Source organism: Vogesella mureinivorans (assembly GCF_007644035.1).
GTDB lineage: Bacteria > Pseudomonadota > Gammaproteobacteria > Burkholderiales > Chromobacteriaceae > Vogesella > Vogesella mureinivorans.
This window is the reverse complement of record NZ_VMTV02000134.1, coordinates 1-14,203: the sequence shown is the minus strand read 5'-3', so window position 1 is coordinate 14,203 and position 14,203 is coordinate 1. Positions and strand designations below refer to the sequence as shown.

Below are 14,203 nucleotides of genomic sequence, written 5' to 3'. Positions count from 1 at the left end.
TTTACTATAGGGCACAGCTTATGGCGCTGACGCAGCTGTTTATCCACCCGCTGAAATCCTGCCGCGGCCAGGCGGTGCAACACGCCACGGTGACTTTGCAGGGCCTGGCCGACGACCGCGTGTGGCTGGTAGTGCGCCCAGATGGTAGCCAGATCACCGCGCGTACCCACCCGGCGTTGGTGCAGGTGGAGGCGGCCGGGGCGGGGGAGGGCGCGTGGCAGTTTTCTGCGCCGGGCCAGCCGCCGCTGCATACCGATACCGCGCGCTTTGCCCTGCCGCACCGCGCCCAGGTCTGGAAAAGCGATTTCACTGCACTGTGCGGCGATGTGGCTGCCGACGCCTGGTTCAGCCAGCTGCTGGCCGAGCCGGTGCAGCTGCTGTGGCTGGGGCAGACGACCCGCGTGTTCAAGGATGGCGTAACGCCGCTGTCTTTTGCCGACGGCGCGCCGTTTTTGCTGATTAGCCAGGCCTCGCTGGACGACCTGAACCAAAGGTTGGCCGCACCGGTGTCCATGCGCCAGTTCCGCCCCAACCTGGTGGTGGACGACGCCTTTGCCTTTGAAGAAGACGAGTGGCAGCGTATCCGCATTGGCGAGGTAGAGTTCGAGGTGGTGAGCCGTTGCACCCGCTGCATCTTTACCACCATCGACCCGGATACCGCCGTGCCCCACCCGCAAAAGCAGCCGCTGGCTACCCTGATAGGCTACCGCCGCCTGGACGAGGGCGTGTGCTTTGGCGTGAACCTGGTCGCGCGCAACAGCGGCGTACTGCAGCTGGGCGATGCGCTGACCGTACTGGAAAGTACCCTGGCCTTTGACTAGCCAAGCGCACACCATGAAGACCCGATGGTTCTGGTTGCCCGCCCTGCTGCTGGCCCTGCCGGCGCAGGCTGCCACCGTGATCAAAGTGGCCTTCCCCGAACACAGCCCACCCTGGGTCAATACCGGGGTGCGCCCCGGTATTGCGGTAGAGCTGCTGCGCGAAGCGCTGCAAGCCGAAGGCCTGGCGCTACACCCTGTGTACTACCCGGTGGCGCGGCGCATGGCGATGTTCCGCCGCAACGAGGTAGACGCCATCTACGATATATCGCCGCTGGCACAAAAACACGCCAACCTGCCCGGCACGCTGGGCCGCCCGCTGCACACCTTCGACAACCTGGCCATGGCGCTGCACAAGCGCAAGCTCAAGCTGGACAGTACTGCCGACCTGGTGGGGCTGAACATTCTGGCGTGGGATGGTGCACAGAACGACATGCCAGACAGTTTCGACAGGCTGGAGGCGGTATCGCAAGGCCACTACAACGAAACCGGCGACCAGCGCCAGCAGGTGAAAAGCCTGTACGCGGGCAGGGTAGACGTGATTCTGGCCGACCGCCTGGTGCTGGACTGGTACCGCAAGCACCTGCGCGGCGAGGCCGGGGTGGATGTGCGCCAGCCGGTAGACATTTTTGCCATCCTGCCACCGCGTGAGGCTACCGTGCTGTGGCGTGACCCGATCCTGCGCCAGCGCATGGACTACCGCCTGCGCGAAATGAAAAGCGACGGCCGCTACAACGCCATTTTCCGCCGCTACGACGCCGAACCGCAGCCATGAGCCTGCTGCATAGCCTGCTACCGCAGTACCAGTTTGCCGAGCGCCACCAGCGCCGCGTCGCCGCCACGCCCGCTGCGGTCATGCAGGCGCTGGCGCAGCTGCCGCAGTGGCAAGACCCGTGGGTAAGCCGTTTTATCGCGCTGCGCGAGCTACCCGGCAGGTTGGCCGCACGGCTGGGTTACGCCAATGCCCTGCCACACAAGCCGCCGTTTGGCCTGCACGAATTTACCCTGCTGGCGCAGGGCGAGCACGAGCTGGTATGGGGGCTGGCGGGCGAGTTCTGGCGTAGTGACTACGGCCTGCAGCCCATTGCCGATGCGGCCAGCTTTGCCACGCTGCCTTGCCCGCGCCTGGTGCTGGGTTTTACGGTAAGCGCCCAGCCGGATGGCCAGACGCTGCTATGCACCGAAACACGGGTAGCCTGCCCCACGCAGGCCAGTTACCGCCGTTTCTGGCCGTACTGGTACCTGATACGGCCGGTAAGCGGGCTGATACGCCAGCGTATCTTGCGGGTGGTAGCCAGGCTGGCGCTAGCGCAGCAGGCTAGCCACCTCGGCCGCGATAGCCAGGCTGGCGGTTAAGCCGGGCGACTCGATACCGTACAGGTTCACCAGCCCGGGTAGGCCATGCACGGCTGGGCCCTGAATGACAAAATCCCCGTCTGCCGCACCCTGCGGCACGATCTTGGGCCGCACACCGCTATAGGTGGGGGCCAGCGCCCCGTCGGCCAGCCCCGGCCACCAGCGGCGAATGCTGTGGTAAAAGCCCTGCGCGCGCTGCGGGTCTACCGTGTAATCCACGCCATCAATCCATTCTACGTCCGGGCCGAAGCGCGCCTGGCCGCCCAGGTCCAGCGTCAGGTGCGTCCCCAGGCCGCCTGGCTCGGGCAGCGGGTAGATCAGCTGCGAGAACGGGCTGCGCCCGCTCAGGGCAAAGTACACGCCACGGGCGTAGCGGGGTGTGGGGATGGTTTCACGTGGAACGCCATGCAGCTGCTGCGCCAGCGTAGGCGCCCATAGCCCGGCGGCGTTCACGACTTGGCGCGCCAGTACTTCGTAACCGTCAGCCAGCTGCAGCACCATGCCTTCGCGGCGGGCGTGCCCACCCAGAATAGGCGAAGCCAGCGCCAGCATGGCACCGGCGTGTTCGGCATCGGCTAGCAGTGCCTGCATCAGGGCGTGGCTGTCGATAATGCCGGTGGCGGGCGAGTGCAGGGCGGCGTGGGCGTGCAGCGCCGGTTCGCGTTCGCGTAGCGCGGCGTGGTCCAGCCAGCTCAGCGCGACACCGTTGGCGGCGGCGTGCTGCTGTAGTGCGGCCAACCTGCCGGCGTCGGCAGCGTCTACCGCTACCAGCAGCTTGCCGATGCGCTGGTGCGGTATGGCGCGCTCGGCGCAGTATCGGTACAGCATGTCGCGCCCGGCTACGCACAGCCGCGCCTTGTGGCTGCCGGGGGCGTAGTAGATGCCGGCGTGTATCACCTCGCTATTGCGGCTGCTGGTGTGCTGGCCGATGGCGGCTTCCTGTTCCACGATCATGACATCGCGGCCCGCCTGGGCCAGTGCGCGGGCGCAGGCCAGGCCGACGACGCCTGCACCGATGACGACGGTATCGATTTTGTCCATCTGTTTACTCTCCTTGCCGGCTTTGTACTGTGTGGCACAGGGTGGGTAAAGCCCTCTTGGCGGCACTGTGCGGGAAAGCGCACGGCACATCGGGCCCCGTGCGGGTTTCTACACACTAGCTGGCGGGATGTGCTCGTGCCTGATGGGCTAAGTGTTTGTTTATGATGATTTTTTGTCTTTCCTGGCCAAGCTGGCATGCGGCCTGCTCTGTCTGTGGCGCTTTTGCACAACACGACAGGGCTGGCAACGCAGCCCGACAAAGGAGAGAGAACACATGAAAAAGCCCATTGCAGCCATCAGCCTGGCCCTGGCCCTGAGCCCGTTTGCCCACGGTGCCGAGTTCATCAACGTGCTGACCGGTGGCACCAGCGGTGTGTACTACCCGGTAGGGGTGGCCATGTCGCAGCTATACGGCAAGGCCATGCCGGCTGCCAAGGTGTCGGTACAGGCCACCAAGGCCTCGGCAGAAAACCTGAACCTGTTGCAGGCCGGGCGTGGCGAAATTGCTTTTACGCTGGCTGACGCGGCGGCCGACGCCTGGAAGGGCGATGCCGAGGCCGGTTTTGCCCAGCCGCTGAAAAAGCTGCGTGCGGTGGCGTCCATTTACCCCAACTACATCCAGATCGTGGCCAGTAGCGAGTCGGGGGTAAAAACCCTGGCGGATCTGAAGGGCAAGCGTATTTCGGTAGGCGCGCCCAAGTCGGGCACCGAGCTGAACGCACGCGCTATCCTGAAGGCGGCCGGCCTGAGCTACAAGGATTTTGCCAAGGTGGAGTTCCTGCCGTTTGGCGAGTCGGTAGAGCTGATGAAAAACCGCCAGCTGGACGCCACGCTGCAGTCGTCTGGCCTAGGGGTGGCGTCCATCCGCGACCTGGCCAATGCGCTGAAAGTGACCTTTGTGGCGGTGCCGGCCGACGTGGTGGCCCGCATCGGCGACCCGGCCTACCAGCCAGCCAAAATCCCCGCCAAAACCTATGACGACCTGCCAGCCGACCTGCCGACCGTGGCCATCAACAACCTGCTGGTCACGCACGACAAGGTGCCGGACGCCACGGTCTACATGATGACCAAGCAGCTGTTTACCAACCTGCCAGTGCTGGCCAACGCGCACTCCGCCATCAAGGCATTCAACCCGGCCAACGCGCTGAAGGGCCTGCCGATGCCGCTGCACCCAGGCGCAGAAAAATACTACCGCGAAGCCGGTTTGCTGAAGTAAGCACCGCGCATACCCAGCCCGCCTGGCCAGGCGGCCCGGTGGTGTAGCCAGGCGTGGGCTGGCTGGGTGTTTTACCTTGGTTTCAGGTTTTGCCAGGTTGGCCGCAGGGCTGCCGGGGGCAGGTACAACGGGGGTTGGCCTGCCGGTACGGCCTGCGCGCCTTACCTGTGCTTTTGCAGGAGGGGTTTCATGAGTGATTCATTACAACAGGGCAGCCTGCCGCGCAGCATCATGCTGACCGCGCTGCTGTTTTCTGTTTTCCAGATCATCACGGCGGCGTTCAGCCCGCTGTCCAGCAGCGTAGTACGTGCCTTGCACGTCGGCTTTTTGCTGCTGCTGGTGTTTCAGCTGTACAACGCACGCGGCCAGCGCGGGGCAGGGGGCGGGCTGGCGGGTTATGCGCTGGCCGGTTTGTCGTTTGTGCTGGCGTTTTATCACTGGGTGTTCGAGGCAGACCTGATCCAGCGTGCCGGCGAGATGACCTCGCTGGACATGGGCGTGGGTATCGTTACCTTGCTGCTGGTGTTCGAAGGTGCCCGCCGGGTGATGGGCCTGGCGCTGCCGCTGATCTGCCTGACTTTTCTGGGCTACGCCGCCTTTGGTGAATACCTGCCCGGCGATCTGGCGCACCGCGGGTATGGTCTGGACCAGCTGATTGGCCAGTTGTCTTTCGGTACCGAAGGTATCTATGGCACGCCCACCTATGTGTCGTCCGGCTATATCTTCCTGTTCATCCTGTTTGGTGCGTTTCTGGAGCAGGCCGGCATGATTCGCCTGTTCAATGATTTTGCCTTGGGCACCGTGGGGCATACTCGTGGCGGCCCGGCCAAGGTGGCGGTGATTTCATCCGGCCTGATGGGCACCATCAATGGCTCTGGTGTGGCCAACGTGGTCACCACCGGCCAGTTCACCATTCCGCTGATGAAGAAGTTCGGCTACAAGGCGGATTTTGCCGGCGCGGTAGAAGCCACCAGCTCCATGGGGGGCCAGATCATGCCGCCGGTGATGGGGGCGGTGGCCTTCATCATGGCCGAAACCATCAACGTGCCGTACGTGGACATCTGCAAGGCGGCTTTGCTGCCGGCGGTGCTGTACTTCTTTACCACCTTCTGGATGGTGCACCTGGAGGCGGGCCGTGCCGGGTTGGTAGGCTTGCCCAAGGCCGACTGCCCCGACCCGTGGAAGGCGGTGCGCGAGCAGTGGTACCTGCTGCTGCCGCTGCTGGGCCTGGTGTACCTGCTGTTTGCCGGTTTCACGCCGTTGTTCTCCGGCATGATGGGCCTGGTGCTGACGGTGATCCTGATCTTTGGCTCGGCGCTGGCGCTGCGTATTCGCGGCACCGCCTTGCGCGTCATCTTCTGGCTGGGCCTGGGCTTGCTGACTGCGGGCTTTGTCAAAGGTGGCATCATCGTGCCCATGGCGGTGATTGCCGTGCTGGCCGTGGCATTGTGGCTGCGCCAGGATGGCCGCCCGGTACTGCGTACCGCCTACACCGCCCTGGTGGATGGCGCCATGCATGCCCTGCCGGTAGGGGTAGCCTGCGCGCTGGTGGGGGTGATTATCGGCAGCATCACGTTGACCGGTATTGCCACGACCTTTGCCGGTTATGTGGTGGCACTGGGCAGCCATAGCCTGTTTCTGTCGCTGGTGCTCACCATGATTACCTGCCTGGTGCTGGGCATGGGCATTCCCACCATCCCCAACTACATCATCACCAGTGCCATTGCGGCACCGGCGCTGCTGGACCTGGGGGTGCCGCTGATTGTGTCGCACATGTTCGTATTCTACTTTGGCATCATGGCGGACCTGACCCCGCCGGTAGCGCTGGCCGCCTTTGCCGCCGCACCGATCGCGCGCGAGTCGGGGCTGAAGATCGGCATCCGCGCGGTGCAGATCGCCATTGCCGGTTTCATTGTGCCGTACATGGCGGTATATGCGCCGGCACTGATGCTGCAGTTCAGTGGCGAGGCCGACTGGTTGGCCGCAGGCTACGCTTTTGGCAAGGCGCTGCTGGCGGTATCGCTGTGGGGCGTGGTGGCCATCGGCTTCTGGCTGCGCCACCTGCTGTTGGCCGAGCGTGTGCTGGCCTTTGTGGCCGCTTGCTTGCTGGTGGCGGCCCTGCCGCTTACCGACGAGCTGGGCTTTGCCGCCAGCGCCGTGTTTGTGTTGTGGCATCTGTACCGCCACCGTAGCCAGCCTGTGCTGCAGCAAGCCTGATGGCACTCTGCCTGGCCACGGCCGCCACCAGCATCAAGCTGCTGGTGGCGGCTTTTACCCTGGTGTGGACACACTCTATCGAAAAGATAGACTGGCAAGAGCAATGGCAGGTACAGCCGGATGGTCTGCTACTGGTTGCGGCCACCGTGCGTGGTAGCGGAGCCGGTATGGAGGTGCCCGACGGGGCGGTATGGCAAAACGGTGCCTGGACCTACTCCCCGCAACTTCGTGTGCCGGTGCTGCGCCTGACGCGCAGCCCCTACGTGCCGGACTACCGCTTGTGCCTGCCTGGCCAGCCTTGCCAGCCCTTGTGGCACTGGCTACCCGCCGACGATACTGTCACCACCGTAGCACCTTGCAAGGATTGACGCCGTGACGACCCAGCCAGCCCCACCGCCGCAGCGGGCGCCCGCGCGCCTGCTGTTTGGCCTGCTGCTTATCGGCCTGATTGCAGCGCTGAGCGGCTGGGCCAGCTGGCGCACGGCACAAGGCGAGCTGCGCGAGGTACTGTCGCACCGCCTGGCACTGTATGCCACGGCGCTGGACGCCGAGCTGGACCGCTTTGAAGCCTTGCCCTATGTGGTATCGCGTGACCCGAATGTGGGCAATTTGCTGGGCGATGCGGCCAACCCCGCGCTGCAAGCGCGCATCAACCGCTATCTGGCCGATGTGAACGGCGAAGCCGGCACCGCCCAGCTCTTTGTCCTGGACCGCCATGGCACCACCCTGGCCAGCAGCAACTGGCAAAGCGGCGACAGCCTGATTGGCAATAACTACGCTTTTCGCCCTTATTTCCGTGCCGCGCTGCGCGGCGAAACCGGCCGCTTCTTTGGCGTGGGCGCCACCACGCGCCAGCCCGGCATGTTCATTGCCCGCCCCGTGTGGCGGCAAGGCGAGGTGCAAGGCGTGGTGGTGACCAAGATCGACCTGGCTCCGCTGGAGTCTGCCTGGGCACGCAGCGGCGAGCGGGTACTGGTAGCTGATCTGCAGGGCGTGGTGACCCTGGCTGCCAGCAGCGCCTGGAAGTTTGCCACCCTGGCCCCCTTGCCACAGGATGTACGCACCCGGCTGGCCAATACCCGCCAGTATTACACCTCACCCTTGCAGACCTTGCCGTTCATCTGGCACGGCAGCGATAGCCTCAGCCTGGGGCGGCAAGACTACCTGATTGTTAGCCGCCAGGTTGGCCGCGTGGGCTGGCGCATGATGCTGCTGGGCGACACGCGCCCCGCACGCGACCAAGCCTGGCAGGCCGGCGCAATCAGCGGCCTGGCCGTGCTGGCGCTAGCGCTGGCCGCTTTGTATGCCCGCCTGCGCTTGCGCCGCGTGCGCGAGCGGCTGGCCGCGCAGCTTACATTGGAGCGTACCGTTGCCGAGCGCACTACCGAGCTGGCTGCGGCCAACCTGCGACTGCAAGATGAAGTAGCAGAACGGCTGCAGGCCGAACAGGCGCTGCGCGACACCCAGGCCGAGCTCATCCGTACCGGCAAGCTGGCCGCACTGGGCCGCATGGCCACCGGCATTGCTCACGAACTGAACCAGCCATTGGCAGCATTGCGCAGTTTTGCCGACAACACGCGGCTGTTTCTGGCGCGCGGCCGCCTGGACGACGCCGACAGCAACCTGGGGCGCATCCTGCGGGAAACCGACAAGCTGGCCGCCATGACGGCCGAGCTCAAGCTGTTTGCCACCCGCCGCCCGGTGCGCGGCGAGTGCGCCCTGCCAGCGCTGCAGCAGGTCATGGAGCAGGCCATGGCAGACCGTGGAGTGCAATGCCACTGGCAGTACCCGCCCGGCGCCAGCCTGCCGCTCGACCCCTTGGCCGCAGAACAGCTGCTGGGTAACCTGTTGCGTAACGCCGCCGACGCCTTGGCCGACCAGCCACAGCGCGATATCCGCATCACCCTGCAGTACGCGCCTGGCCAGACCATTCTGCAAGTCAGCGACAACGGCCCCGGCTTGCCGGCAGACAACCCGCAACGGGTGCTGGAGCCGTTCTACTCCACCAAAGCGTACGGTCACGGCCTGGGTCTGGGGCTGGCCATTGTGGCCGGCATCGTACGGGATGCCGGTGGCCATATCGTTACCGCCAACCTGCCACACGGTGGTGCCAGCTTTACCCTGCACCTGCTGCAGACGGATACTGCTACCCCATGACACCTTATATCTTGCTGGTAGAAGACGACGCCTCCGTGCGCGAGGCCTGTACCCAAACGCTGGAGCTGGCCGACTTTAGCGTGCACGCCTGCGACAGTGCCGAAGCAGCACTCGCGCAATTTGCAGCCTGCCCGGATTGCATCGTACTCAGCGATGTACGCCTGCCAGCCATGAGCGGTTTGCAGCTGTTTGCCCGCTTGCGCCAGCAAGACCCCGAGCTGCCGGTTTTGCTGGTGACCGGGCATGGCGATGTCGGCATGGCGGTACAAGCCATGCGGGATGGCGCCTGGGATTTTCTGGAAAAACCCTGGCAGCGCGACCGCCTGATCGACGCCGTGAGTCGTGCCTTGGCCCAGCGGCGCTTGCAGCTGGAAAACCGCCGCTTGCGCGCCAGTCTGTCTGGCAACGGGGTCGACAGCCTGCTGCTGGGCGACGCCCCCGCTATGCGACAGTTCAAAGCCAGGCTGGCTACGGTAGCGGGTACCGACGCAGACGTGCTGGTGTTGGGGGAAACAGGCAGCGGCAAAGAGCTGGTAGCCCGCGCCCTGCACCAGGCGGGGCCGGGTGCCCGTGGCGAGTTTGTGGCCATCAATTGCGCCGCGTTGCCGGAAACGGTATTTGAAAGTGAAATGTTTGGTGCCGAGCCCGGCGCCTATACCGGTGCCAGCAAGCGCCGTATCGGCAAAATAGAATACGCCCATGGTGGCACCCTGTTTCTGGACGAAATCGAAGGCATGCCCTTACCGCTGCAGGCCAAACTGCTGCGCGTCCTGGAAACCCGCAGCGTAGAGCGCCTGGGCAGCAACCGTGCCCATCCGGTGCAGTGCCGGGTGGTGGCCGCCACCAAGCTGGATCTGAAAGCTGAAAGCGCCGCCGGGCGTTTTCGCGCCGATCTGTACTACCGGCTGAACGTGGTCACCCTGCGCCTGCCGCCACTGCGCGAACGTGCCGAAGATATCCCCCAGCTATTCCACCATTTTGCCCAGCGGGCGGCCGCGCGCTTTGCCCGCCCGGTGCCCCCGCTTTCTGCGGCCAGCCTGGCCGCCCTGATGGCCGCCCCCTGGCCTGGCAATGTGCGCGAGTTGGCCCATGCGGCCGAGCGCTGGGTATTAGGGCTGGATGATGAGGTGCAGGGCAGCAGTAGCAGCCTGCCTCAGCAGGTAGAGCAGTTTGAGGCCCGCGCGATTGTTGCAGCTTTACAAAGCCTGGCCGGTGATGTGTCCGCCACCGCCCAGGCACTGGGTATTGCCCGCAAAACCTTGTACGACAAGCTGGTGCGTTACGGCATTCAGCCAGCACATTACCGCCAGCCTTGAAGCCACCTTGGCTGTACGCACAGATTTCATCATTGCTGCCCAAGAATACGCATACTATCTAAAGTAATAAGGCGTAAATCTATAAGAGTCTACATAAGGGGAAGTTATGAAAATTGCGCATAAACTCGGCTTGCTGGTACTGATTACCGTGTTGGGTATGCTGGTGCTGGGCAGCGGGGCCATCTGGCAGCTCAAGCGCTTTCAGGCACTGCTGGACGACTCGGAAACCACGATTTCCAGCATCCAGCTGCTGGCCGATGCGCGGGCCAATTTTCTGGATTACAACGGGCTGGTGTTGCTGCACATCATTAATACCGACGCCTCCCGCATGCAGGGTATCGAAACCGAGATGAAAGAGCAGCGCAGCCTGACCGAGGCGTCGCTCAAATCGTACGAAGCCTTGGTGGCCGACGCGGAAGACCAGCGCCTGCTGGACGACGAGCGCCAGAAGCTGCAACGGGTGTGGAGCTTCTACGGCAATATCCTCGACCTGTCGCGCCAGCAGCGTACCGAAGAAGCCCGCCAGCTGTACGAGCGTAATCTGCCTGCCATTAACGACGCGGTAGCGGCGCTGGACAAACACGCCAAGTACAACAACACCTATGTAGAAACAAACCGTGTGAGCTCCGCTGCCATTCAGGCCCAATCGCTGGGTATTACCATCGGCCTGACCGCGCTGGGGGCACTGCTGGTTGGCCTGATCGGTTTTACTGTTTACCGCCAGGTAGACCGTGGCCTGGGTGGCGCACGACAGCTGATGCAGGACATTGCCGGTAACCTGGACTTTACCCGCCGCGCCCAGGTGCAGGGTAAAGACGAAATCGCCCAGATGCTGATGGCGTTTAACCAGCTGATCGATAGCCTGCGTGGCAGCCTGAGCCAGATCATGGACGGCGCCCGCCAGATTAACGAAGCGTCCGAAGCGGTGGCGGGTGCTGCGCACAAGGTAGCGCATGGCTCGGACGTGCAGTCGGAATCGGCTGCGGCCATGGCAGCGGCGCTGGAAGAAATCACGGTCAGCATCAACCATGTTGGCGATCGCGCGCAGGAAGCAGACCAGCTGGTGCGTAGTGCCGGTGCCAGCGCTGGCGGTGGCCGCAAGGTGATCGACAGCACGGTGGGCAGTATTCATGCCATCTCGTCTGCCGTGGGTGAGGCGTCGGGCAATATGGCGCAGCTGGACGAACGCAGCCGCGAGATTGCCAGCGTGGTATCGGTGATCCGCGATGTGGCCGACCAGACCAACCTGCTGGCGCTGAACGCCGCCATCGAAGCCGCGCGTGCCGGTGAAATGGGCCGTGGCTTTGCCGTGGTGGCCGACGAGGTCCGCAAGCTGGCCGAGCGTACCGCGCTGTCTACCCAGGAAATCGAAGCCAGTGTGGGGGCGATCCAGACTGTTTCCGGCAGTGCCGTTGCCCGTATGCAGGCCGCTGTGGAGCGGGTGGATGGCGGCGTGGCCGAGGCAGGGCGTGCCTGTGAAGTCATGGGCGATATCGTGAGCAGCGCCACGCAGAGCTGCGAACTGGTCGGGGAAATTACCCTGGCCATCCGCGAGCAGGGTGCGGCGACGAATGGCATTGCCCATCAGGTAGAGGCGGTAGCCAGCCTGGCCACCGATAACGCCATTGCCGCGGGCGAGGCGTCCAGCCAGGCGCAGCGCCTGCGCGAGCTGGCGTCCAGCATGCAGCACACCGTATCGGCCTACAAGCTGTAGCACTATCTACCCCGCGTGCGGCCAACCCCCGGGTTGGCCGCAGTCGTTTTGACGGCGGCATGCTGCTGCGTCACACTCGCCCGCTTCACGCATGACAGGCGTCACCATGTTGCCCTATATCGCCCTCACCGCAGCCATGCTGCTGTGGTCCAGCTCCTTTATTGCGCTCAAGACCGTGTTTGCCGTCTTCGACCCGCTATTCGTGCTGTTCTGTCGCATGATCATCGCCAGCGTCTGCATGCTGCCGTTTCTATTGCGCCGTGGCCAACGCTGGCGCTACCAGGCCGGCGACTGGCGCTGGCTACTGCTGATGGGGCTGTGCGAGCCGTGCCTGTATTTTTTGTTCGAGGCCCAGGCACTGCTGCATACCAGCGCATCGCAAGCCGGCATGATTACCGCCACCCTGCCGCTGCTGGTGGCTGTGGGGGCGCACTTTCTGCTGAAAGACCGGCAGCCGCGCATGGTCTGGCTAGGGCTGGCGCTATCGCTGGCCGGGGTGCTGGTCCTGACTGGCGGTAGCGAGGTACAAGCCAGCGCCCCCAACCCGGTACTGGGCAACCTGCTGGAATTCCTCGCCATGCTCTGCGCTACCGGTTATGTCCTGATCGCCAAGAAGCTCTCCACGCGCTATTCCGCCCTGGTCATCACCGCCACCCAGACGCTGATGGGCAGCGTGTGGTTCGGCGCCGCACTGCTCACGCCATGGGGGAGTTGGCCGCAGCACTACCCGCTGGACGCCATGCTATGGGTGCTCTATCTGGGCGCCTGCATCACGCTGGGCGCGTATGGCATGTATACCTGGGCGGTAGGCAAGGTCCCCGTCGCCCTGGCCGGGGCGTTCATCAACCTCATCCCGCTGTTTACCCTGGTCCTGGCCTGGTTGTACCTGGACGAAACACTCAACGCCACCCAGGCACTCGCCTGCGTCATGGTGCTGGGTGGCGTATTGCTTAGCCAGTGGCGGCCGCGCACCGTAAAAGGCTGATATTGAACAATTGAGTTTTCCCGGCCAGAGCCGATACTGTTAAAAGCTCACATTAATTTGCAAGGTGTCCATATGGAATACAAGGGGATGGTTACAGCGCTGCTTGGCGCGTTATTTACACTCGGCACCACCGCAGCCATGGCCAGCGACGCGCATGCCCCCGCAGCGGCGCCCAAAGCACCGGCCAGCCACGCCGCCCCCGCCGAGGCACCCAAGCCAGCCGACGCCGGCCATGGCACCCCGGCGGCCAGTAAAGCGCCAGAGACGCTGTCGCCGTCCATCCACCCGCTGCGCCGCCCGGCTATTCACACCGCTACGGCAGTGCACAAGCCAGCCGCTAGTCATTCCCGCCCGGCAAGCAGCCATAAACCCGCTGCCAGCCATGGCAAAGCCAAAGCCCACACGAGTGCAGCGGCAGGGCATGGCGATGCGCATGACGATGGCCACGGCCACGACAGCGAAACCGGCAAAGTACAAAACCTGGTGAAAGCCATGCTCGCGGCCAACACCAACTACATGAAGCGCAACAACAGCAGCTACTTCGACAAATTTGCCAGCAAGCAAACCCCGCGCGCCACCGTGGTCACCTGTGCCGACTCCCGCGTGCAAAGCAACGCCTTCCACCCCGACGCCGTCAACGACCTGTTCATGGTGCGCAATATCGGTAACCAGCTGGCCACCTCCGAAGGCTCCATCGAATACGGCGTACGCCACCTGAACACTCCGCTGCTCATGTTCATCGGCCACGCCGTCTGCGGCGCCGTGGCAGCCGCCAGTGGCGACTTCAGCAAACTGGAACGCCCCATCCAGAAAGAGCTGCTCACCATCAACATCCCTAAAGGCATCAACGTCAACGAAGGCGTACTGATGAACGTGAACAACCAGGTGGAATCCGCCATGCTGAAATTCGGCGGGGAGGTCGAATCCGGCAAGCTGGCCGTCATCGGTGCCTTCTACGATTTCCGCAACGACTACAAGCAAGGCAAGGGCAAGCTCATCATCACCAATATCAACGGTGAAACCGACCCCGCCAAACTGGCAGCCCTCACCAAAGCCGGCAACTTCTTTAATGCCGCCACCGGCATGAGCGCCGCACCGGCGGGCGGCCACTAGCCAGAGCCGTCATTATTAGCGTTTAGCCAGGCAGTAGGCGGTGTACCGCTATGCCGGCCAGACACCGTGCCCGCCATCCGCAAGCCGCCGTGAAAACGGCGGCTTTTTTGTTTTCATGCAAATCAAACACTTATCGATACATGGCAAGATATTTACAGTTTTTTGCTAACAAAGTGTTGACGCCCTTCGCCCGGGTGGGTATAGTTCGCCTCCTCAGCTGACGACGCAAACGAAACAAGCCAGTCAGCACCGCTCTTTAACAGACCAAAT

12 protein-coding genes are annotated in these 14,203 nt (G+C 63.8%); 11 read left to right on the top strand and 1 reads right to left on the bottom strand.

The window, feature by feature from the left end; all coding sequences use genetic code 11:
- Positions 1-20 precede the first annotated feature (20 nt).
- Genes FLQ44_RS03225 through FLQ44_RS03215 form a run of 3 tightly spaced genes read left to right on the top strand, consistent with a single transcriptional unit; the run spans position 21 to position 2,174 of the window.
- Positions 21-821, top strand: a complete 801-nt coding sequence (locus FLQ44_RS03225) for an MOSC domain-containing protein (RefSeq protein WP_147693022.1) — start codon at positions 21-23, stop codon at positions 819-821.
- Positions 822-834: 13 nt separating this feature from the next.
- Positions 835-1,593 carry a substrate-binding periplasmic protein gene (locus FLQ44_RS03220; protein ID WP_147693021.1) on the top strand — a complete coding sequence of 253 codons (759 nt, stop codon included), beginning with the start codon at positions 835-837 and terminating at the stop codon, positions 1,591-1,593.
- Positions 1,590-2,174 (top strand): hypothetical protein, encoded by a 585-nt coding sequence (locus tag FLQ44_RS03215; protein WP_147693020.1) that lies wholly within the window; start codon positions 1,590-1,592, stop codon positions 2,172-2,174. The genes FLQ44_RS03220 and FLQ44_RS03215 overlap by 4 nt, the downstream gene beginning before the upstream one ends.
- On the opposite strand, the gene FLQ44_RS03210 is transcribed toward FLQ44_RS03215, so the two are convergent.
- Positions 2,124-3,215, bottom strand: coding sequence for an NAD(P)/FAD-dependent oxidoreductase (locus tag FLQ44_RS03210; RefSeq protein ID WP_147693019.1), 1,092 nt, complete (start codon positions 3,213-3,215; stop codon positions 2,124-2,126). The two genes, FLQ44_RS03215 and FLQ44_RS03210, sit on opposite strands and share 51 nt — an antisense overlap.
- A gap of 274 nt (positions 3,216-3,489) precedes the next feature.
- Here FLQ44_RS03210 and FLQ44_RS03205 point away from each other — a divergent pair, with 274 nt between their 5' ends.
- The 8 genes from FLQ44_RS03205 (at position 3,490) to FLQ44_RS24270 (ending at position 13,933) form a co-directional block, all read left to right on the top strand.
- On the top strand, positions 3,490-4,431 hold the full coding sequence (locus FLQ44_RS03205; protein ID WP_147693018.1) for a TAXI family TRAP transporter solute-binding subunit: 942 nt from the start codon (positions 3,490-3,492) through the stop codon (positions 4,429-4,431).
- Positions 4,432-4,620: 189 nt separating this feature from the next.
- A complete protein-coding gene (locus FLQ44_RS03200; RefSeq protein WP_147693017.1) occupies positions 4,621-6,648 on the top strand; it encodes a TRAP transporter permease in 2,028 nt (675 codons plus the stop codon).
- Complete coding sequence (locus FLQ44_RS03195; RefSeq protein ID WP_147693016.1) at positions 6,648-7,016, top strand: DUF1850 domain-containing protein; 369 nt, start codon at positions 6,648-6,650, stop codon at positions 7,014-7,016. Before FLQ44_RS03200 ends, FLQ44_RS03195 begins: the two co-directional genes overlap by 1 nt.
- A 4-nt stretch (positions 7,017-7,020) precedes the next feature.
- Positions 7,021-8,805, top strand: a complete 1,785-nt coding sequence (locus FLQ44_RS03190) for a sensor histidine kinase (protein ID WP_147693015.1) — start codon at positions 7,021-7,023, stop codon at positions 8,803-8,805.
- Positions 8,802-10,121, top strand: a complete 1,320-nt coding sequence (locus FLQ44_RS03185; RefSeq protein ID WP_147693014.1) for a sigma-54-dependent transcriptional regulator — start codon at positions 8,802-8,804, stop codon at positions 10,119-10,121. Before FLQ44_RS03190 ends, FLQ44_RS03185 begins: the two co-directional genes overlap by 4 nt.
- 106 nt (positions 10,122-10,227) lie before the next feature.
- Positions 10,228-11,835 (top strand): methyl-accepting chemotaxis protein, encoded by a 1,608-nt coding sequence (locus tag FLQ44_RS03180; protein ID WP_147693013.1) that lies wholly within the window; start codon positions 10,228-10,230, stop codon positions 11,833-11,835.
- 106 nt (positions 11,836-11,941) lie between these two features.
- Positions 11,942-12,820 carry a DMT family transporter gene (locus FLQ44_RS03175; protein ID WP_170252739.1) on the top strand — a complete coding sequence of 293 codons (879 nt, stop codon included), beginning with the start codon at positions 11,942-11,944 and terminating at the stop codon, positions 12,818-12,820.
- 87 nt (positions 12,821-12,907) lie between these two features.
- Positions 12,908-13,933 (top strand): carbonic anhydrase, encoded by a 1,026-nt coding sequence (locus FLQ44_RS24270; RefSeq protein WP_240801172.1) that lies wholly within the window; start codon positions 12,908-12,910, stop codon positions 13,931-13,933.
- The last annotated feature ends 270 nt before the right edge of the window (positions 13,934-14,203 follow it).

Coding starts and splice junctions, on each gene's coding strand:
- FLQ44_RS03225 (WP_147693022.1), top strand. CDS start 21: ATGGCGCTGACGCAGCTGTTTATCCACCCGCTGAAATCCTGCCGCGGC.
- FLQ44_RS03185 (WP_147693014.1), top strand. CDS start 8,802: ATGACACCTTATATCTTGCTGGTAGAAGACGACGCCTCCGTGCGCGAG.
- FLQ44_RS03205 (WP_147693018.1), top strand. CDS start 3,490: ATGAAAAAGCCCATTGCAGCCATCAGCCTGGCCCTGGCCCTGAGCCCG.
- FLQ44_RS03195 (WP_147693016.1), top strand. CDS start 6,648: ATGGCACTCTGCCTGGCCACGGCCGCCACCAGCATCAAGCTGCTGGTG.
- FLQ44_RS03220 (WP_147693021.1), top strand. CDS start 835: ATGAAGACCCGATGGTTCTGGTTGCCCGCCCTGCTGCTGGCCCTGCCG.
- FLQ44_RS03200 (WP_147693017.1), top strand. CDS start 4,621: ATGAGTGATTCATTACAACAGGGCAGCCTGCCGCGCAGCATCATGCTG.
- FLQ44_RS03210 (WP_147693019.1), bottom strand. CDS start 3,215: ATGGACAAAATCGATACCGTCGTCATCGGTGCAGGCGTCGTCGGCCTG.
- FLQ44_RS03180 (WP_147693013.1), top strand. CDS start 10,228: ATGAAAATTGCGCATAAACTCGGCTTGCTGGTACTGATTACCGTGTTG.
- FLQ44_RS24270 (WP_240801172.1), top strand. CDS start 12,908: ATGGTTACAGCGCTGCTTGGCGCGTTATTTACACTCGGCACCACCGCA.
- FLQ44_RS03175 (WP_170252739.1), top strand. CDS start 11,942: ATGTTGCCCTATATCGCCCTCACCGCAGCCATGCTGCTGTGGTCCAGC.
- FLQ44_RS03215 (WP_147693020.1), top strand. CDS start 1,590: ATGAGCCTGCTGCATAGCCTGCTACCGCAGTACCAGTTTGCCGAGCGC.